This window comes from Flavobacterium suzhouense, from assembly GCF_042684765.1.
In the GTDB taxonomy this organism is placed as follows: Bacteria; Bacteroidota; Bacteroidia; order Flavobacteriales; family Flavobacteriaceae; genus Flavobacterium; species Flavobacterium suzhouense.
On the sequence record NZ_JBHUMD010000007.1, the window covers coordinates 69,197 to 88,721 of the forward strand.

Below are 19,525 nucleotides of genomic sequence, written 5' to 3' on the forward strand. Positions count from 1 at the left end.
GTTAAATTTTAACTAATTCTAAATTACGCACAATGTTTTACTTACAAATTTTACAATGAAGACAGGTAGTCAAATAGCGTAGTGTTTTCCGGCAGTTCCATTTTTGCACTGATGCGTTCTTTACGTTTTCGGCAAGCTTCAGCTGTAATATTAAGCATAGATGCTATTTCCTTATTGCTAAGATTCATGTATACGTATGATATGAAACGTATGTCATTTGCAGTCAGGGTTGGGTGGTCTGTTTTAAGACGGTTTATAAAACCATGATTCACTTCTTCGAAGTGTGTGATAAAGCTATCCCACTCGTCATCTGATTTAAGATGGTTTTCAAGTGTTTTTATCTGAACAGAAAGCGTTTTGTTTTTAGCTATTTCGGGAGAAGAAGAAAGTGTATTTATCACTTCGTTAATAAGCTGGTTCCTGCCGGATAGATACAATGCTTTAGCGGACAGCTTACGATTCCTTATTTCAAGTTCGTTCTTAAGGCGTTCTTCTTCTAAAAGTGCAGCGGTTTCTTTCTGTTCATGTTCCGATTTCTCTTTTTCAAGCTCGAGGGCAATTACACGTTCGTTATGCTCTGCGATAATCTTTTTTTGTTTATGGCGGCTAAGCATATTTCGAACAATAAGCGCAATGATTATGGCAAATGCAGCCAAAAATCCTATTGCAGTATAAAACAGCCTTCTTTCATGTTTGAGTTTTGCTTCATTATCAGCAATTTGCTTTCGGTATTCGCTAATCTCGAATTTTACCTTATTATTTTCATAAAGGCGTCCGTTTTTTATACTTTCTAGTTCTTTCTCGGCTTTTATTACGGAGTCCTTGTATTGCAGAGCCTGTTCAAAACGTTTTGTTTTTACATAGGTCTGGGAAAGGAAATCAAAAATAATTTTCCTTGTTTCAGGACTTTTGGTTTTTCTTAATAAATCTTTTGCTTCGGCTTCAGCCAGTGGATAGATGCCTTCTTTAATGTATGCCTCGATTATGACAAGCTGTAATTGGAGTCCAATGTTATTAAAGTTTTTGTTAGGGAGGGTTTCATATAGGTTCTGCGCTCTTTTTCGTGCTTCAGAGACATTGCCTGATATAAGGTCATTCTGTACCAGGGTTACCTGGCTCATGGCATACAGGTTGGGGTCGTTTTTTAAATACGGGATTGACTCCAAAATATACTTTCGTGCTGTCTCTGCATCCTTTGAGGCATTATAGGCACTACCCAGATTCATGGCATACAGGCCTATCTTTATAGCATCTTTGTTTTCTTTAGCAATATCATAGGCTTTTTTAAAATACTCGCGCGCCTTTTCATTATTGTCTTCTTTGGAGTATAAGATAGCAATATTGTTTAAAACTACCATTTCAGATGTTGGATCCAGATGTTTAAGGGCAGTATTATATGCTTCCAGGTAATAATCCAGCGCTTCACCATAATCGAGCATCTCGAAATAATTGGCCCCGATATTATTGGTAGCTAAAAAAAACTGGCGGTGCCATTGTTTTCTTTCGGCTATAGTTCGGGCTTTAGTAAGTAGTTCAAGCGATTTTACATGTTCTTTTTTCCACATGGCATCTATACCTTTAACCACGAGCGAATCGCAATACTCAAGGTTCTGCGCTTTTGCAGGGAAGAATGAAAAAAGCAACAGTAGTATATATACCGTACCGGTATGCTTCCGGTTAAAAAGAATTCTCATTTGGATTTGATTGATGAATCCAAAGATAAGTAATAAGGTTTCAAATAAAAAAGCTCCTTAACTGTATTAAGGAGCTTTTATGAATTGTTTAAAATTAAGCTTTTTTACCTGAAGCTTCAAGGTTACGCTCAATTGTGTGTCCCGGGCGTGACCATTTAGGTTTTTCGCCAAGCGGAGCATATTGAGAGTCTTCAGCTTCAACGGTTTTAGGCTGAGATATCTTTGTAAATGGTTTTTGTGGAGTCAGTCCGAGCATCTCAAACATTTTCATGTCTTCGTTTACATCCGGGTTAGGGGTTGTAAGTAGCTTGTCTCCTGCAAAAATTGAGTTAGCACCTGCAAAGAAGCACATTGCCTGACCCTCGCGGCTCATTTGTGTACGTCCTGCTGATAGCCTTACCTGAGTATCCGGCATTACAATACGTGTTGTAGCAACCATACGGATCATTTCCCAAATCTCAACAGGTTTTTCGTTTTCCATTGGAGTGCCTTCTACTGCTACCAGTGCATTGATAGGCACTGATTCCGGTTGAGGGTTAAGTGAAGCAAGTGCAACAAGCATTCCTGCTCTGTCTTCAACACTTTCTCCCATTCCTATAATTCCACCGCTACATACGGTAACATTCGTTTTTCTTACGTTATCAATGGTTTGAAGACGGTCTTCATACCCACGTGTAGAAATAACTTCTTTATAGTATTCTTCAGATGTGTCGAGGTTGTGGTTGTATGCATAAAGACCCGCTTCAGCAAGACGTTTAGCCTGATTCTCGGTGATCATACCCAGCGTACAGCAAACTTCCATGTCAAGTTTGTTGATGGTTCTTACCATTTCCAGTACCTGATCGAACTCAGGTCCGTCTTTTACGTTTCTCCATGCAGCACCCATACATACACGCGACGATCCGCTTGCTTTCGCACGAAGCGCCTGTGCTTTTACCTGCTGTACACCCATAAGGTCGTTGCCTTCTACACCTGTATGGTAACGGGCAGCCTGAGGGCAGTATCCGCAATCTTCAGGGCAACCTCCGGTTTTAATTGATAGTAACGTTGAAACCTGTACCACGTTAGGGTCATGGTTTACCCTGTGTACCGATGCTGCTTCGTATAGAAGGTCCATCATCGGTTTATTATATAAGGCTATAATTTCTTCTTTAGTCCAGTCGTGCCTTTTTGTATTCATATTGGTAAATTAAATTGCGCCAAAAGTAGCAAATTCCTGTTATGTACAGAAATATCTTCAAAGATTAATGCTGATTATGGGCAAGGTCATCTACCTTATTGATTTTTTCTACTTTATCTTTCCAGTACTGCATAAGTGCGAAAGACACTATAATCGAAGCGGCTAAGCCTTCTATAGTTAGTGCCGATACGAACTGATATAATGACGGTTCACCACCACCAAAAATATAGGCTGCAGCATAGTTTTGCAGGTATTCGTTAGCACCACCGTGGCTTGCTCCTTTGTATTCGATATAGGCAATAAAACTGAATATGCCCAGTACTAAACTGATGATTGCCGTAAATATTCCGGAAGTAAGATTAGTAAAATAACCATAGATGTGCTCATGGTAGTTTGATTTTATGGTCTTGTTTACTCCCCATATCACAAAAATGAAGTTTACCAACCTAAGATAAATCTGATTTGATAAGCCTACCATCTCCATAAGCAGGAAAAACAATGCGATGCCCACAAAAATTAAAAAGCCGTTAAGTGCTATTCTTGAAAAGTTCATAGTTTTTGTTTTTTTGGTTCTTATTTCAGTTAACACATAGCCCAATGGTGGGCTAAAAACACATTTTAATGAACTGTACAGTTTCTCATGTATTTATACCCGAAGTTAGGCATAAAATGGGAGAAGTGAATGAAGATTAATAAATATTTAATAAAACAATTATGATAAAATTAGGATATAGTTTTATCTGTTGCGTTTTATTTAATTTTAGGAAGCAGTATCCAGTCGCAATGGAAAAAATAGTCCCATTTTGCGGCTGCAAGGTCTACAGTAGGATCAATAAGAGTGACGTATGGCCCTCCATTTATGTTTACGCTTGTATTGGCATAAACCGCTACATCGGTGCCCTGTTTTTCAAAATACTTATGGATGTATTGTGCCGTTTGCCATATCATGTCGGGCTTGGTTTCCATACTGCTTATCTGCTTGTGAGTAAAAGCCCGGTGTGTGTCAAAGTGCAGTTTTTCACCTGTTTTTTTATCTATTATTTTAAATGTGGTATAACCGCCACGACTGCGCAGCATCATGCGCCAGCTTAAACGGTGGCCTTCTTCGGTAAGCAGCACATCGCCTTTAATAAGATAGTGTCTTAACGGTAGCAACAGCTGAAGGATAAGATAGGGAACAAAAAAGAACAGCAGTATGCTTTTGTTTTCATTAGTAGGTTTTCCGGCATCTTCGGCAAAAGGTTTCTTTTTAAAGAAGAGTTTCCTAATAGTGTCGGGCGGATAAAAGAAAACTGCAAAACTAAGGGCAAAAAACGGGAAAATGCCTATTTGTAACGTAATCGAATTAAAGATGTGAAAAATCAGCGAAGCAACAAAAGCAATGGTACGCGTGCGTTTAAAAAGCATTAGTGGTACTACCAACAGGTCAAAAGCCATACCTGCATAAGTAATAAAGAGATAAAACCACTTTTGCGTCATTATATCATTCAGCGTTGGATTGCTTACAGAATTGTTAAGCAGGTTATATACAAACGTTCCGCTTAACCAACCGGGGTAAAATTTGGCCAGTGTAGCATAAAAATATACAATAGTAACCTGTAGGATCATTACCCACGAGCACCAGGCTGGCATGGTAAGTTTTTTTATTGATGGGTTTTGCTTAGCGTCTATGGAAGCGTATCGGTTTGCCGGAAGGAAAAACATCATAAGGCACACCAATAGTAACAGGTAATAGTGGTTATTGTATGATGTCTTTTGCATAAAGTAGACTCCGGCCCACAGCAGGGTATACAGCCCAATTGACCATCGGTATTTATAACCTACCATTACGAGAAGGCCCAGAATACCCATAGCGGCAAAATAAAAATACATGCCATAGCCCGGAAGTGGTTGCAACCATTCCATGCCAATATGTGAAAAAGTATAAGTAGGGTCTGCAAGATTGCTTTTAACCCAGCCGGTAAGTATGGCGCCAAAGGTTTCGCAGGCCAACAGGAAACCTAAGAAGATCCTGAAAATAATTAACGGGGCGTTATCTATTTGGAGGAACAGGCGCTGTTTCATGAGTTCTGTTTTTCAAACCAGGCGATGGTGTCAAGCCTGTCTTTTTCAATTTGTAGTTTTAGGGCATCAAACGATTCGAACTTTACCTCGTTGCGAAGCCTGTGGTGAAAGCTTACTTTAAGAGGTTTACCATACAGGTCTTCGTTAAAGTTGAGGTAATGTACTTCTATCGTAGTTCCTGTGCCGTTTACAGTAGGACGGGTGCCAATGTTCATCATGCCGTGAACGGTCTTCCCGTCCAATTCTGATGATACTACATAAACGCCATTAGCAGGAATAAGTTTATAGCTTTCGGTAGGTTGGATGTTAGCCGTAGGGAACCCTATGGTGCGCCCTAATTGTTTGCCTTCCACTACGGTTCCGTTGATGAAATAAGGATAACCTAGGTAGCTATTGGCAACATCAATATGTCCTTCGTTCAGGGCGTGGCGAATTTTGGTAGAGCTTACCGATACCTCGTCTATGGCAAGTGCTGATATTTTCTCAACTTCAAAGCCATATTCTTCCCCAAATCGGATAAGGTCGTCGATATTTGCGGTACGATTGCGTCCAAAACGGTGGTCGTGACCAATGATTATTTTGGCAATGTTGAGTCCTTCAACCAATACATCCCTAACAAATTCTTCGGCGGTGAGCCTTGAAAAGGCTATGTCGAACGGATGGATGATAAGGTTGTCAATGCCTTCTTTTTCAAGAAGGGCAGCCTTTTCGTCCATAGTGTTCAGTAACTTCAGGTCGCTGTTTTGCTGCAAAACCATTCGCGGATGCGGGAAAAATGTAAGCACAACGCTCTCACAGCCTGATTGTTTGCTGCTGTTGGTCAGTTTTTCCAGTATGCTTTTGTGGCCTTTGTGCACGCCGTCAAAAGTACCCAGTGTAACGATTGTCTTGGTAGTTGGGGTAAACTCCTGTATTGAATTGAAAATTTTCAAACCGCTCAAATATGTTCGGCAAATTTAACTATCTGTATCCAATTAAATTACTTCGTTATGGATTTTTTTAGATGAGATGGTCCGAAGTCCGAAGTCGGAAGTCCGATGATGCATGTAGTCCGTCATTGCGAGCGAAGTGCAACGGAGCGTGGCAATCTAATAGATTGCTTCGTCATCCTTCCCTGCCTTTGCCATCAGACGGGTTCGCAATGACTGATGCCGTTTTGTTTATTATTGGTACAAGCGTGACGCTCGCGTCAGGGGGAGTTATCTTAAGTCATTTACGTAATACATCCCTTCCAATTCTTCTGCGGAATAGGTTTTATTTTTTTTATTTTTTTTAAATGTTGTCTGCTGTGTTGCGACAGTTTCACGCATCGAGGAATCGTATCTTAATTCAGGTTTTGATATTTTATACTTATACACAAATGAAAATTTATATATACCTCCTACTTTGATTATTTCGTTTCCTCTGTAATACTTGTTCATGCTGGAATAAATCAGAGTAGTTTTTTTAGTATCTACTTTTTGAATTTTGATGCAATAATAATTTTCTAATGAATCAATTGTTACTATTCTAAATTGATCCTGACCATATATTTTTAAATTAAAAAATAGAATAACTATAAATGATAATAGTATCTGTTCCATTATAAGTAATTAATGTTTTTTTATAAGTAAATCCGCATCATCAGAAGTTTCAAAAGATCTAACAATCCAAAAATCTACCTCACCACCACATCTACAACCCTCGTTACCTGCCCCTCTACCAGTTCAGGGATTTCTATATGAAGTTTATTGTTTTTAAAAGTCAGTGTTCCTTCTTCAATTTTTCTGACTCCGGCTTTGCCTTTGCAAAAACAGGCAATGTTCAATACCATTTTTGTTTTTCGGATGTCCTTGCCAGTAAGATTTAAATCTTTTGTAGAGTTGTCAATTTCAAAAGTTATTGTTTCTGTATAACCGGCGTCCTGTATCCTTGGGTCGGTGATACTCTTGTATGAATATTTTAATACTGTCTTGCCGGGCGTATCAATTACATTAAAGTAGTTATGCCCGGTATCATCGGTCTTAACCACAAGGCTTTTGTCTTTTTGGACTTCAAACGTACAATCGTAATTTTCAGTACAATTATTGGTAATAGTAGCATTGTCAAACGATTGTATGGTGTTCTTTCCTGTAGAGCAGGAAAACAGAATAAAGGCTATAGCTCCAGCGGTAATGATTGATTTTTTCATAGCTTAAAAGTACGAAATATAGTATAAACTGAAAATTTATAAGTAAAAAAGGCATAATAATAACTATGTCATAATGTTAAAATTTTGTTGCGTTGTGTAAATTCTTATCTTCGTGCTTCTATAAAAAGAAAAATTTATGAAAAAATATTTACTAATTGTCATGGTCTCGGTTGTATTTATGACCGGTGCCTATGCGCAAAATGCGCTTTGGAGCAGAACCGAGGGTAAAAACATATCTCCAACGGATTTGTCAGACAGAGCTTCCGTTCCTTCGGAATACCATTTGTATCAGCTTAATCTTCCATTGCTAAAATCGCAACTGGCGAATGCGCCAATGAGAGGCGGAAAAGTGGCTTCAGGTGTAATTATACAATTTCCTGACGGAAATGGTGAGCTTAAAAGCTTTAAAATGTTTGAAGCTCCGGTTATGCAGCCTGGTCTTGCTGCAAAATATCCTGATATGAAATCATATGTAGGTCAGGGTATTGATAACCCTGCCGAAGTAATCCGTCTTAGTGTTACACGCTACGGATTGCATACAATGTTATCTACTAACGAAGGTACTGCCTATACCGATCCTTATACTAAAGATGGACTCACTAGTATCTCTTATAAAAGAGCATCTGTTGAGCCAAGGACTTTCCATTGCGGAGTTACCGAGACTACTTCTAAAAAGAAAACCAAGAATTTAGAAACCGTGCCATTTAGTGTAACGGCTACTGATGGTCAGCTACGCACATACAGACTGGCAATGGCTTGTACTATCGAGTATGCGGCATTCCATATCCAGGCGGCGGCGCTTACCGGAGGTACGATAGCTCAGCAGACAGAGGCTGTACTTGCTGCCATGGTGGTTACTATTACAAGGGTAAACAGTGTATATGAAAAAGATTTTGCGGTTACGTTACAGTTAATAGATGATAACGACCAGCTTATATTTATTACATCTGATAATTTTGACAACAACAATACCAATAACGCGCTACTTAACCAGAGTCAGGGTGTTATTGATGGGGCTGTAGGTTTCGATAGCTATGATATTGGCCACGTAGTGAGTACAGGTGGTGGAGGTGTAGCGCAGCTATGGTCGCCATGTTCTAACAGTAAGGCAAGAGGTATTACAGGATTGCCGGCTCCGGTGGGTGATCCGTATGATATTGATTTTGTTGCGCACGAGATGGGACACCAGTTTGGTGGTAACCATACGTTTAATAATGAATGCGATGGCAATGTAAACGAAAGCACAGCTTATGAAACAGGTAGCGGAAGCACAATTATGGGTTATGCAGGAGTATGTTTTCCAAGTGTTCAGGATCATTCAGATGCCTATTTCCATAGGATTAGCATAGAAGAGATTACTGATTTCATAAAAGGATGGGGTGACTGTTCGGTAAATACTGAAACCGGAAATGCAGCACCTGTGGTAGATGCAGGGCTTAATTATACAATTCCGAAAAGTACTCCTTTCATACTGAAGGCAACCGGTACTGATGCAGATAATGACGCACTTACTTATTCGTGGGAGCAAATGGACCTTGAAATGACGGTTCAGCCTCCGGTATCAACTTCAACTGAAGGGCCTAACTTCCGTTCTATTGCTCCACAGAATTCTCCGGAGCGTTATATGCCTGCGTTAAATTCTGTGCTTAGCAATAATCTTTACCCTACCTGGGAAGTAATCTCTGATGTGGCGCGTACCTACAACTTTATGGTTACCGCAAGAGATAATAATGTTGAGGGCGGACAAACCGCTTATGATGATACTCAGATAACGGTATCGGGTGTGGCTGGGCCATTTTTAGTGACTTCGCCAAATACGAATGTATCATGGCAGGCAGGAAGCAACCAGACAGTTACTTGGAACGTTGCGGGAACTACTGCTAATGGTATCAATGCCGAGTATGTAGATATACTGATGTCTAACAACGGGGGACAGACTTATCCTGTAGTTTTGGCTGCTAAAGTGCCAAATGACGGTAGTGAGATAATAACAGTTCCGGTTGGAAATGGTACTAACAAAAGAATTATGGTAAGAGGTTACAATCATATATTCTACGATCTTTCTAATACAAATTTTGCAGTTACTTCGGCATCGTCTACAATGGCAATTTCTGTAAACGGAGAGCAAAATAAGCCTGCGTGTAAAGGTAGCGAGGTTACTTTTGAACTTTCTTATCAGGCACTATCAGGATTTTCGGACGCTACAACTTTTACTGTTACGGGTAATCCTGAAGGTTCTACAGTAAGTTTCAGCCCTGATAGCATAACAGCATCGGGTAATGTTACAGTAACGGTGACTGTACCGCAATCAGTTGTTCCGGGTCTGTATTCTATGACGGTAACAGCTGCATCAGGTTCAGTAACTAAAGCTGCAAGTCTTTATCTAGATGTTATTAATACTAACTTTGACTCGGTAGTACTTACTTCTCCGGCTAATAATGCCGTAGATGTAGTAAGTAATGTTCAGCTTGAGTGGGCGGCAGTTGCAGGAGCAACGTCATATCAGCTTGAGGTAGCTACAGATGCTGAATTTGAAACAGTTGTAGCTAATGAGTCATTAACCGCTACAAGTTATACCATCGCTTTAAATAGTGAAAGTACTTATTTCTGGAGGGTTCAGCCGTTAAGCGCGACTTGTTCAGGAACGACAAGCGAGGCTTTCAGCTTTACTACCAGTGCAGCAATATGCAGTAACTTTGCGCCTGTAAATGTGCCTGTTGTACTTCCGGATGCAGGAACAGTAACTTCAACACTATCGGCTACAGGAACGGGAGATATCGCTAAGGTAACAGTAGGACTGAAGATTAACCACACAAGAGTGAACGATCTTACGGTAAAACTTACGAGTCCGGAGGGAACTCAGATAACGCTTTTCCAGAATGTTTGTGCAGGTGATTTTGATAATGTTGATGCTACTTTTGATGATAATGGAAATGCATTAGTATGTGGAACAAACCCTGTTGTGTCTGGTTTTATTGCACCACTTCAAACGTTGAGTGCTTTTAATGGGCAATCACCTGAAGGAACATGGACGCTTACAGTTAATGATGATGTTGTATTTGAAGGCGGAGAGCTGGTAAGCTGGAGCCTGAATATTTGTAGTGTTGAAGAGCCGCCGGTTACTGGTTTGAATGAAAATGCTTTAGCAGGGGTAACGGTAACACCAAACCCTAATAAAGGTGATTTTATGGTTCGATTCAATTCGCTTACAGGAAATGATGTTAAGATAGCTGTATATGATATAAGAGGCAGACAGCTTTTTGCCAATGCTTATGCTAATACAGGTCTTATCGAGCAGTCAGTATCATTAAATAATGCTGCAGCCGGAATTTATCTGGTAAGCATTCAGGATGGCGATAGTACGGTCACCAAAAAGATAATTATAGAATAACAAAAGAGGGACAAGAGGGACGCTTTCGCGTCCCTCTTTTGTTATGTTTAGGCCTTGACCTTCCCGATAGCTATCGGGTCTCTCTAAAGGAAATGTAGGAGCTTCACTCAGTTACTTTGGAACTTTGGGGCTTTGAAACTTTATGTTTACTTTCCGTTGAAGTTGCTCATGGTATTGGCAAGTCCGGCAAGAGCGAAAGACTTTACTGCTTCGGACGACATATCAAGCCTTTCCGAAAGTTTTGCTGTTTCTTCGGCATCCCATTCGCCAAGTACATAGTCCACCTGTTTGCCTTTTTTAAAATCGTCGCTGATACCGAAACGGAAACGGGCATAATCGGCAGTATTTAGCAATTGTTGGGTGCTTTTCAGTCCGTTATGGCCTCCGTCGCTTCCTTTGCCTTTAATACGGATGGTTCCGAAGGGCAGATTGAGATCGTCGGTAATTACCAAAAGGTTTTCAAGCGGAATCTTTTCCTGATCCAGCCAGTATTTAATAGCCTTACCACTAAGGTTCATGTAGGTGTTTGGCTTAAGAAGGAAAAGTGTACGTCCTTTTACACTTACTTTAGCCATAGCACCAAGCTTAGCGGTTTCAAATGAAGCGCCTTCCTGTTGTGCAATACGGTCTACTATCTTAAAGCCTATGTTGTGGCGGGTATTTACATATTCTGCGCCTATGTTGCCAAGGCCTACGATGAGGTATTTCTTCATGGGGTCTGTATCTTCTTTTTCTTCTCTTTTGCTAAAAAGGGAGGTTAACCATTTCATGAGGCAAAAATAAGATTATTTGTTGATTTGGTTATTCGATTCTTTGACAGTTCGATTGTTAGACGATTTGAATACTCTTGAATCCAAGATCCGGTCACAAAAAAAGCGCTCCTTTTGGAAGCGCTTTCTGTATGTGGAAATAATAAAATTATTTTTTCTTTCCTTTTGCTGGAGCTTTTGCAGCTTTTGCAGCTTCCTGAGCAGCTTTCATAGCAGCACGTGAAATTCTCACCTGAGCTACAACAGTGTTGTCTGGCTGAAGAAGTTTGTAGTTGTTTGTTGGAAGCTTAGTGATATAAAGCTTGTTACCCATTTCAAGTTCAGTGATATCTGCCTCGATAAAGTCAGGTAGGTTAGCAGGTAAAGCTCTAACTTTAAGTTTACGTTGGTTAAGACGTAAAACACCACCTGCCATAACTCCTTTAGAGTTACCAACAACTTTAACAGGAACCTCCATAGTGATTTCTTTTGCAGCATCAAGCTCATAGAAATCGATGTGAAGGATTTTGTCAGATACCGGGTGGAACTGGATATCCTGAAGGATAGCGTTGTAAGTTTTTCCACCTAGGTCAATTACTACAGTGTGTACGTTTGGAGTGTAAACAAGGCCTTTAAATGCCATGTCTTCTGCAGTAAAATGTACTGGCTGATTTCCTCCGTATAACACGCAAGGAACCATTCCAGCATTACGTGCCGCACGCGTTGCCGCCTTACCCACGCTTTCTCTTTCAGATCCTTTGATCGTAATTGATTTCATTTGAAATAATTATATAGTTAATAAAAATAAATTACACGATAAACTTCCCGCTGATGGAAGTGTTGTTCTGTACCATGTGCATAACATCTGCAAACAGGTCGGCACAAGTAAGAACTTTAATTTTAGACGTTTCCTTCTTAAGAGGGATACTGTCTGTAACGATTAGTTCGGTAAGTGCGGAGTTTTCAATTTTCTCATAAGCACCACCTGATAGTATAGGGTGAGTACAGATAGCTCTTACGCTAAGCGCACCTTTTTCCATCATTAGTTCAGCAGCTTTTGCAAGCGTACCTCCCGTATCAATCATGTCGTCAACAAGGATGATGTTCTTTCCGGTAACTTCACCGATAAGTTCCATCGTCTCGATCTTGTTAGCTTCTTTACGTTGTTTGTAACAGATAACCACGTCAGACCCTAAGAATTTAGAGTAAGCATAAGCCCTTTTCGATCCACCCATGTCAGGAGATGCGATAGTAAGGTTCTCAAGGTTAAGGCTCTTAACGTAAGGAACGAATACCGTAGAAGCAAAAAGGTGATCTACCGGTTTTTCGAAGAAGCCCTGAATCTGGTCTGCGTGAAGGTCCATTGTCATGATCCTTGTCGCACCAGCCGACTCTAACAATTTAGCTACAAGTTTAGCTCCTATCGGAACTCTTGGTTTGTCTTTTCTGTCCTGTCTTGCCCAACCGAAGTAAGGGATAACAGCAGTGATGTGTCTTGCCGATGCTCTTTTTGCAGCATCAATCATAAGAAGCAGTTCCATCAGGTTGTCTGAACTAGGGAATGTAGAACAGATAAGGAAAACCCTTAATCCTCTGATTGATTCTTCAAATGAAGGCTGAAATTCGCCATCACTATACGTTGAGAACGTAACCTTACCCAGCTCCATACCATAGCTTTTGGCTATTTTCTCGGCCAGGTACACACTTTGAGAACATGCAAATATCTTTGCTTCGGGCTCGTTGTATGACATTTTAATTTGTTGTTTTGTAGTTAGTTAGTCTTTAGACCTATATACGAGGGTGCAAATTTAGAAATTTAATTTGACTCTAAAAGGAAATTTCAATGTATTTTCATAGAAATTAAATATTTATTTTTACATTTGCACCCACAAAACAGGAATATTGTTGCTGTTTTGGTACAGATTGACACCACAATCAACAAGCCTGGATGGCGGAATTGGTAGACGCGCACGACTCAAACTCGTGTACTTAGGTGTGTGGGTTCGATTCCCACTCCAGGTACAAAAAAGGAAGCTTAATAGCTTCCTTTTTTATTTTATGCTTTTTCCTCTGGTACGGGAGCTGTGTCTGTTGGGGCAGTTACTGCTGCCGGTTGAGTAACAGTTGCTGTTTCCGGAGGGGTATTATTTATTATAGGTGTATCGGTAGGGATAACTGTTTGGGCAGGAGTAACTACCGTAGGTTGCACGGGTGTTACTGGAACTACTGCCGGTGTTGATTGTGGTGTTGGTTGAACAAATGTTTGTGGTGTTGGCTGTTGTACAGAGGCAGTGTTGCTATCGTTTAAACTCTCGTTAGTCATAGTGTCATTAACAACCGGACTTTTATTCTCACTTAGCTTTAGCCCCAGATAGGCGGTTGTGCTGATACCCATAAGCGTAAGCAGGTTTGGAGTAAGTGTCATGTCGTCAGGTAGCGTAGTATGGCCGGATACAAACACGATATAGATACCACCAACGACCACTGTCCATATCACGTTTTGCAGCCTATGAATGCTTACTCCTGTTTCATCTGAAATGATGTCGATAAAGAAACCTTCTGAAGGATAGTCCTGTTGCGGAATGGTTTCTCCCTGATTGTTATTCTGGCTAATATCGATAGCTTTAGATACCAGTGTTGTACCTGCGGCGATGCTTATTAATGTAAGATTAACAGTGTCCAGTACGGGAACCTGAATATCAGGATAGACCGATTGAGATATAAGCAGGTATATAAAGGAACTTACTACAATCACGGTCCAGAAAGCCAATTGAGTACGTCCAAGACTATACGCTGGTTTTGGACTTCTGTTTTTAGATTTAACCGCTATTTTTTGAAAATTCTGATCATTAAATACCGTATTGCGGAGCATATTGGAATTCATTGAAATCCAGATAATGAGTCCGCTAAGCACAATTAGAATAATGTAATACATAGTTTTTAGGTGTAAGGTTAATACTAGTTTGGTGTAAGGGTAAAATAACGAAGTACTACCTAAAAAAAACAGCGTAAAAACACCTGATTTAAGGTTATTAAATAATAAAGGCAGCCGCAAGGCTGCCTTTATTGGTTTAGGTTGGTTTATATAAGTGGGGGTTATTTCTTTTGGAATTTATAGGTTTGTGTTTCGCCTTCAACCGTTACTTTAAGAAGGTAAACGCCTGTAGTAAGGTTTTCCATGTTTACCATGGCATCAACACCGCTAAGTTCTTTTTGCATAACCAGTCTTCCGTTCATGTCATAAACCGAGACATTGCTCATTTCACGGTCGCCTGCTACCAGGAAAAGGTTATTCTCAACCGGGTTAGGGTAGTACATAAATGGTGTTATTGCGTTTTGTGATAAAGCTAGTACTGTTGTTTGTCTGTAATAAGGCAATGACCAGGGGCTGTTAACTTCTTCACTGCATTTAGAGCGAACAAAAATTTGATATACTTCCTGAGAAGAAAGGTTTTCAGTGATCAATCCTTGAGAATCGCCGCTAAAAGTAGCGTAGTTCTCTTCAGCTAAAACAGCATTGGTTGTTTGTCCCTGAGCGTTATAGATTTTTCCGTAAAGTACTTCCCATTCGTCGATATTGCCCAACTGATTCCAGTTAGCGTTAATTCCGCTAGCTGGTGACGTGCCTGTTAACTGATAAGGCATGGCACACATAGCGGTATTGCCACTACCTCTGTTTTCTAAATAAGCTGAGATAGGGAAGTTACCCTGACCGGCATTAAATACTGCGTCAGGAACATCAACTTTTACGGTATATGTTCCTGCCGGCAGTGTACCAAGGTCTACTTCATGTACAGGGATTTTATCTCCCGGACACCAGTTGTTCCAGTAAATCCATCCGCGCTGAGGTTTTACTGTAGCATTGTAAATACCATTGCCCTGAGTGTTGAACTGACGGTATGGTTCACATGATTTTCCTCCGGGAGCATAGGCATAGATAAGGTTGTTGTTTAGATATACATAATGCTGACGGCGAATATACTCTTCGCCATTTTCATTAGCACCGTGGTTAGAAGTAATAAGGAATAGTTTCAGGTTTTGTACTTCCGTATCCAGTGTGAAATTGATTAGCTTGGTGGTTTCACCGGGTACATCAGTAGCATTATAATTGTTGAAGTTTACTTTACCCAGTACAGGTTTAAAGAATAATTCATTTTCATAAATTATTGAAGGATCTTCAGTGGTCTCAAATTCAATTGTAGCCCTAAAAGTATCTTTACGGCCTGAACATCCCGGAATCTGTGTTTGTCCTGCACTTGTTGTTCCAAATAGTTCAACTTCTAACCACATATCGTACTCTTCCCGAAGAGCGGTGTCCGAAAGTATCGAAGCAACATTGTCAAGTTTAAAAGTATAAGGGACATTACTTGGAGAGACGTTCTTATTCATAAAAGGAGTGATAATACGTGCCATCTCTATGCGTTGTACTTCAGCCTGCACATAGGTCTCCGATCCCTTAGGAACAAAGGCTAGTGAGATGTGGCCAAGACGGTCATAGTTGTCACAGGCGGCTTCAAGAGTTATGTTTAGCTGCAGGGTGTTGCCTATGGCATCCAGCTGCTCATCACTAAGTTTTTTTGAATACTTGGCATTGGTAAACCTGTGTATGTCGGTAGGGATAGGTTCATATAGTTCAGCGTCGGTTAAAAAGGTGGCATATCCGTCATAAAACAATACACCATCATAAACGGTTACTGTTTCCTGAGCTTCAGCTTGTAAACCTGCCAGGCAAAGCATGAATGCTCCGGCCTTGGTTAGTTTATTCCTTAATTGGGTAATTTTTCGATTCATATTTATGGTTGTTATTATTAATTGATGTAGTGGTTTAATTATTGGCTAATAAATTCTATTTATAGATTAAAACTTGTTAAAATTAGCAAACATATTAATATTTATCACTAAAAAAATAAATATCTAACAAATAATATAATTTAAAATTATTTTTTAACATTTAATACAAGAATAGAAAATAAAATGTAGGAATTAATCTCGAAGATTAATATTAAGTTTGCGGCCTTAATACACTTAAAATGAACAAACTTTATTTTTCTCTTATCCTTCTTTTAGCAGGTTTATTTTCTAATTTGGCGTATGCCCAGCCTAAAAAGGGTGAATTCATTAATGTTTCTGCGGGGATTGGTTTGGTCGCTCCCTATGACGAGGCAGATGTAACAGGTAGTGGCTTTTATGCGCAGGGCGAGTATGTCTGGGCGCCACGCACCTGGTTTGCTGTAAGGCCATATGCCGGACTTATCATTGCATCGGGCGAATCGGAAACTGTAGAAGTAGCCCCGGGTGTAAAAGAATATATCAAATCAAATGCTTTCCTGATTGGAGGAAAAGTGCGAATTGCAGCACCAATACCTTATGTTGCGCCTTTCCTGGAAACAGGGGTAGGGATGTCTTTAGGTTCTTTTGAGACATCTACGCAATTTGTCCATATCAAAAAGAGTGGCGCATTGGTTCATATTCCTTTTACATTGGGACTGGCAATAGGTAAGAGACATGGTACAGAGGTTAAATTCACTTATTACTACCATAATAGTGTAGAGCAGTTCTCGGGAGCAGTGGCTGTAGGTTTCTCTATCCCGTTAAACGAGGATTAATACTGCTGCTTTTTTAAGATAAATTATAACAAGCTTAGCATTTCTTTACCGTTAGGGCATTGTGCTATTTGGTACTTTTGAAATACCACAAGCCGTAATCTTTTGCAGAAACGTAGATGACGGGCTGTCAGGCTGCTGAGGAGGCTGTAAAGGGTTCATGTGCTTTCCGCCCGTTCGTACATGAAATACAACCTACGCCGGCGCATTTTGCGGAAACCGGTCAGCAACACAGCGGTATTGTATAATGATTACGGCTTTTTTAACCAACACCAATAAAGGCGACCATCAGGTCGCCTTTATTGGTTATTTAAGCTTACGTTCTTTTAAAAGAGCTTCTACTTCTTTGTTCTTGTATTTGGAATTATTAATTAGCTTATAGGCTAAAAATAAAGGGATAATTGTAAGAAAGCCCCAGGTATTCTTCATTACACTGTAAAATACGATTCCAAACAGGAACCCAACAAGTACCGCATTGATTACCGCTGCCGTTTTAAGTTTTTTTGATTCCTGTAATAATTCCAGGTCGTTTAGTTCGTTTAGGTTTTTCATTTGTTGGTTTTGTTTGATAAACCAAATATAGGAAATTACTTGTTTGCACGTAAGTTTGTGACCGGGAGTGTGATGTTAGTGCCGGGAGGTGTCGATTAATGATCTGATGTTTTTATTATGCTGTCATATTCTAATCTCATATTAAAAACCCTGTTTTCATTTATCCAGGTGTTTGTGCCAATCTTGTAACTATTGGCAACAATATAATAGATGCCTTCGTTACATTTGAATTCAAAGACTTTTTCATATCCTTTATAGTGTGCGAATTTTTCGGGTATGGCTTCAATAAGTTGCCTTATTTCTATGTTGCTCATAGTCCACGGGATGTCGAGATAGGTGACTGAATCAAATTCAATGTCGATATTACAGGTATGATTTTCATCAAAATCGTCCTGATCTGGAAATTTCATCGGACTCCTGAGAATAAGGATGTGATGACTTATTGTACATACCCATATTCTAAAAACCCTGTCTGCTAATTCAGTCATAATGTTAAATTTTATATGTCACGAGCGTAAAGGTTGCGTAAACGATGTGTTGTCAAATAACCCCATCAACAAATAACCAAATTACATCCTCACGTACCCCGCCAGCTGAATAATACTATTGGAAACATCAAGGCTTCTGCCTACTACATATTGGTTCATGTAACCGGCTTCAAGGTCAAATTTAGAGGAGAAACGCCATCCTAAAGCTACATAAGCCCTGTTTTGGTCAAAAACTTTACCGTTAGTTATCTTATCGTTGTTCTGTATATTAAAAAGTAGCTCATCCTGAAAGGCTACAAAAGCGCCTTTTGTAAAGTTATCAGTTTTTTGCAGCGGCATAATCATACGGGCAAAGTAGCGCAGCCTTAAGGCAAACTCAAAATCATCACGTATAAGTTGGTTGTTTTCAACGACACCCATACCTACAAAGCGTTCCTCCAAACGTAAACGATGCTGTAATGATGTATTGCGTCCATCAAGGTTAAAGCCTTGCTTGTAAATGTATTGCTGCCAGATGCGGTGTTCAGGAATCCATCCAGCGATACCATCCTTACTTCTTTGTGTGTCTATGTAAGCATAACCCACAGTTGCAATACTCTTGCTGTTTATATTATAGTTAAGTCCCGGACGCAACAACACGCTTTGGAATTTTTCCCATTCGTCTGAGCTTCTTAGTTGGGCATCAAAGTGAATGCTCAACTTATCGTTAAGCTTATAAGAAGCAAAAACAGCTCCCCAACCGGTAAAATCCTTTCTGGTTTGAGCCGTTAAGGCACATAAATTCAATAAGAGTAAAAGGGATAAAAAAATCTTTTTCATGAGTAATAGATAGGTAATATCCGCAAATATAACCTATTTAAAACTTACAGAAAAGTTCGTACTATGGGGTTTGTATTCCCTCAATTTCTGCTGCTTTTTTCTCTGCCGCTTTTCGTTCGGCTTTTCCCTTACCTATCGGAATACCCACATTCAGATATAAGGAACGGTTGTAAATGTCAGGACCGTCGCCTTTCATTACCGGTACCAGGCCCATATAGTAGGTAACGCCGATGTTCATTCCGTGGCCTTTCATTAAATGGTAGCCGGTTCCTACTGTAAAGCCTGCGTCTAAAAAGTTAACTTCGTCTTTAATCTTGTGTTTGTAGGTTAGTTCCTGTCCGTCTATTTCTTTTGTGAACATATCAAAAGCTTTGGCGCGGACACCAAGCTCGGGTCCCGCTTTAAAGTAAATATTGTTCTTAAATCGGTATTTTAATAATACCAGAATATTGAAATAGCGAAGTTCACGGTTTACATGCCCACCTTCAAACGAGGTATCAAGTGTTTCGTTGTTTAAAGAGTAAACATCAAGATCTTTGGCTCCCATTGGCGATTTTACCACTACTCCTGTATTTATCATCCACTTGGGGTTTTTCTTCATCAGGAAATCAAAATAAAAACCAAGATTAAATCCGGAATTCATTTTTGTGTCATCCAGATTCGCCAGATATGAAAAGTTAGCCCCTCCTTCCAGGCCAAACTCAATATATTCCGAATTAAGCTTGTCGCCAAATATCAACGAAATGAGTATTTGGGAGTGGGCGGTATAAAATCCCGAGAGAGCAATGATCAGAAGTAGTTTTTTCTTCATAAAA

General features: G+C 39.9%; 18 protein-coding genes and 1 tRNA gene. 3 read left to right on the forward strand and 16 right to left on the reverse strand.

The features are described from left to right. Window positions 1-50 precede the first annotated feature (50 nt). The 7 genes from ACFSR3_RS05650 to ACFSR3_RS05680 all read right to left on the reverse strand — a co-directional run bounded on the left by ACFSR3_RS05650 (window position 51) and on the right by ACFSR3_RS05680 (window position 7,108). Complete coding sequence (locus tag ACFSR3_RS05650; RefSeq protein WP_379820105.1) at window positions 51-1,694, reverse strand: tetratricopeptide repeat protein; 1,644 nt, start codon at window positions 1,692-1,694, stop codon at window positions 51-53. Window positions 1,695-1,788: 94 nt separating this feature from the next. Continuing rightward, complete coding sequence (bioB, locus tag ACFSR3_RS05655; RefSeq protein ID WP_169519932.1) at window positions 1,789-2,874, reverse strand: biotin synthase BioB; 1,086 nt, start codon at window positions 2,872-2,874, stop codon at window positions 1,789-1,791. Window positions 2,875-2,938: 64 nt separating this feature from the next. Further along, a complete protein-coding gene (locus tag ACFSR3_RS05660; RefSeq protein WP_379820106.1) occupies window positions 2,939-3,427 on the reverse strand; it encodes a hypothetical protein in 489 nt (162 codons plus the stop codon). A 197-nt stretch (window positions 3,428-3,624) separates the two neighbouring features. Further along, the gene (locus ACFSR3_RS05665) at window positions 3,625-4,938 is read right to left on the reverse strand and encodes an HTTM domain-containing protein (RefSeq protein ID WP_379820107.1); all 1,314 of its coding nucleotides are present in this window, start codon (window positions 4,936-4,938) and stop codon (window positions 3,625-3,627) included. After that, window positions 4,935-5,870, reverse strand: a complete 936-nt coding sequence (locus ACFSR3_RS05670; RefSeq protein WP_379820108.1) for a bifunctional riboflavin kinase/FAD synthetase — start codon at window positions 5,868-5,870, stop codon at window positions 4,935-4,937. Before ACFSR3_RS05670 ends, ACFSR3_RS05665 begins: the two co-directional genes overlap by 4 nt. Before the next feature lie 267 nt (window positions 5,871-6,137). Further along, on the reverse strand, window positions 6,138-6,521 hold the full coding sequence (locus ACFSR3_RS05675; protein ID WP_379820109.1) for a hypothetical protein: 384 nt from the start codon (window positions 6,519-6,521) through the stop codon (window positions 6,138-6,140). A gap of 74 nt (window positions 6,522-6,595) precedes the next feature. Beyond that, window positions 6,596-7,108 carry a hypothetical protein gene (locus ACFSR3_RS05680; RefSeq protein WP_379820110.1) on the reverse strand — a complete coding sequence of 171 codons (513 nt, stop codon included), beginning with the start codon at window positions 7,106-7,108 and terminating at the stop codon, window positions 6,596-6,598. Window positions 7,109-7,244: 136 nt separating this feature from the next. Here ACFSR3_RS05680 and ACFSR3_RS05685 point away from each other — a divergent pair, with 136 nt between their 5' ends. Next, entirely contained in the window at window positions 7,245-10,499 is a 3,255-nt protein-coding gene (locus ACFSR3_RS05685; RefSeq protein ID WP_379820111.1) for a zinc-dependent metalloprotease, read from the forward strand. A gap of 146 nt (window positions 10,500-10,645) precedes the next feature. Here ACFSR3_RS05685 and pth read toward each other — a convergent pair whose 3' ends face one another. From pth to ACFSR3_RS05700, 3 genes are all read right to left on the reverse strand, one after another. Further along, complete coding sequence (gene pth / locus ACFSR3_RS05690) at window positions 10,646-11,269, reverse strand: aminoacyl-tRNA hydrolase (protein WP_379820112.1); 624 nt, start codon at window positions 11,267-11,269, stop codon at window positions 10,646-10,648. Between the two features lie 148 nt (window positions 11,270-11,417). Then, window positions 11,418-12,026, reverse strand: a complete 609-nt coding sequence (locus ACFSR3_RS05695) for a 50S ribosomal protein L25/general stress protein Ctc (protein ID WP_379820113.1) — start codon at window positions 12,024-12,026, stop codon at window positions 11,418-11,420. A 31-nt stretch (window positions 12,027-12,057) separates the two neighbouring features. Continuing rightward, complete coding sequence (locus ACFSR3_RS05700; protein WP_114758220.1) at window positions 12,058-12,999, reverse strand: ribose-phosphate pyrophosphokinase; 942 nt, start codon at window positions 12,997-12,999, stop codon at window positions 12,058-12,060. A 191-nt stretch (window positions 13,000-13,190) separates the two neighbouring features. Here ACFSR3_RS05700 and ACFSR3_RS05705 point away from each other — a divergent pair. Further along, window positions 13,191-13,270, forward strand: a tRNA-Leu gene (locus ACFSR3_RS05705). A gap of 34 nt (window positions 13,271-13,304) precedes the next feature. Here ACFSR3_RS05705 and ACFSR3_RS05710 read toward each other — a convergent pair. After that, window positions 13,305-14,183, reverse strand: a complete 879-nt coding sequence (locus ACFSR3_RS05710; RefSeq protein ID WP_379820114.1) for a hypothetical protein — start codon at window positions 14,181-14,183, stop codon at window positions 13,305-13,307. 161 nt (window positions 14,184-14,344) lie between these two features. Beyond that, on the reverse strand, window positions 14,345-16,039 hold the full coding sequence (locus ACFSR3_RS05715) for a peptide-N-glycosidase F-related protein (protein WP_379820115.1): 1,695 nt from the start codon (window positions 16,037-16,039) through the stop codon (window positions 14,345-14,347). 239 nt (window positions 16,040-16,278) lie between these two features. Here ACFSR3_RS05715 and ACFSR3_RS05720 point away from each other — a divergent pair, with 239 nt between their 5' ends. Continuing rightward, window positions 16,279-16,854 (forward strand): hypothetical protein, encoded by a 576-nt coding sequence (locus tag ACFSR3_RS05720; RefSeq protein ID WP_379820116.1) that lies wholly within the window; start codon window positions 16,279-16,281, stop codon window positions 16,852-16,854. Between the two features lie 303 nt (window positions 16,855-17,157). On the opposite strand, the gene ACFSR3_RS05725 is transcribed toward ACFSR3_RS05720, so the two are convergent. The 4 genes from ACFSR3_RS05725 to ACFSR3_RS05740 form a co-directional block, all read right to left on the reverse strand. After that, entirely contained in the window at window positions 17,158-17,403 is a 246-nt protein-coding gene (locus tag ACFSR3_RS05725; protein WP_114758215.1) for an FUSC family protein, read from the reverse strand. 95 nt (window positions 17,404-17,498) lie between these two features. Then, complete coding sequence (locus ACFSR3_RS05730; RefSeq protein WP_379820117.1) at window positions 17,499-17,891, reverse strand: hypothetical protein; 393 nt, start codon at window positions 17,889-17,891, stop codon at window positions 17,499-17,501. An 81-nt stretch (window positions 17,892-17,972) separates the two neighbouring features. Then, window positions 17,973-18,710, reverse strand: a complete 738-nt coding sequence (locus ACFSR3_RS05735) for a DUF2490 domain-containing protein (RefSeq protein WP_379820118.1) — start codon at window positions 18,708-18,710, stop codon at window positions 17,973-17,975. Window positions 18,711-18,771: 61 nt separating this feature from the next. Continuing rightward, window positions 18,772-19,521, reverse strand: a complete 750-nt coding sequence (locus ACFSR3_RS05740; protein WP_379820119.1) for an outer membrane beta-barrel protein — start codon at window positions 19,519-19,521, stop codon at window positions 18,772-18,774. Window positions 19,522-19,525 lie beyond the last annotated feature (4 nt).

Coding starts and splice junctions, on each gene's coding strand:
- pth (WP_379820112.1), bottom strand. CDS start 11,269: ATGAAATGGTTAACCTCCCTTTTTAGCAAAAGAGAAGAAAAAGAAGAT.
- ACFSR3_RS05695 (WP_379820113.1), bottom strand. CDS start 12,026: ATGAAATCAATTACGATCAAAGGATCTGAAAGAGAAAGCGTGGGTAAG.
- ACFSR3_RS05680 (WP_379820110.1), bottom strand. CDS start 7,108: ATGAAAAAATCAATCATTACCGCTGGAGCTATAGCCTTTATTCTGTTT.
- ACFSR3_RS05730 (WP_379820117.1), bottom strand. CDS start 17,891: ATGACTGAATTAGCAGACAGGGTTTTTAGAATATGGGTATGTACAATA.
- ACFSR3_RS05675 (WP_379820109.1), bottom strand. CDS start 6,521: ATGGAACAGATACTATTATCATTTATAGTTATTCTATTTTTTAATTTA.
- ACFSR3_RS05735 (WP_379820118.1), bottom strand. CDS start 18,710: ATGAAAAAGATTTTTTTATCCCTTTTACTCTTATTGAATTTATGTGCC.
- ACFSR3_RS05665 (WP_379820107.1), bottom strand. CDS start 4,938: ATGAAACAGCGCCTGTTCCTCCAAATAGATAACGCCCCGTTAATTATT.
- ACFSR3_RS05710 (WP_379820114.1), bottom strand. CDS start 14,183: ATGTATTACATTATTCTAATTGTGCTTAGCGGACTCATTATCTGGATT.
- ACFSR3_RS05660 (WP_379820106.1), bottom strand. CDS start 3,427: ATGAACTTTTCAAGAATAGCACTTAACGGCTTTTTAATTTTTGTGGGC.
- ACFSR3_RS05650 (WP_379820105.1), bottom strand. CDS start 1,694: ATGAGAATTCTTTTTAACCGGAAGCATACCGGTACGGTATATATACTA.
- ACFSR3_RS05720 (WP_379820116.1), top strand. CDS start 16,279: ATGAACAAACTTTATTTTTCTCTTATCCTTCTTTTAGCAGGTTTATTT.
- ACFSR3_RS05715 (WP_379820115.1), bottom strand. CDS start 16,039: ATGAATCGAAAAATTACCCAATTAAGGAATAAACTAACCAAGGCCGGA.
- ACFSR3_RS05685 (WP_379820111.1), top strand. CDS start 7,245: ATGAAAAAATATTTACTAATTGTCATGGTCTCGGTTGTATTTATGACC.
- ACFSR3_RS05700 (WP_114758220.1), bottom strand. CDS start 12,999: ATGTCATACAACGAGCCCGAAGCAAAGATATTTGCATGTTCTCAAAGT.
- ACFSR3_RS05740 (WP_379820119.1), bottom strand. CDS start 19,521: ATGAAGAAAAAACTACTTCTGATCATTGCTCTCTCGGGATTTTATACC.
- ACFSR3_RS05725 (WP_114758215.1), bottom strand. CDS start 17,403: ATGAAAAACCTAAACGAACTAAACGACCTGGAATTATTACAGGAATCA.
- bioB (WP_169519932.1), bottom strand. CDS start 2,874: ATGAATACAAAAAGGCACGACTGGACTAAAGAAGAAATTATAGCCTTA.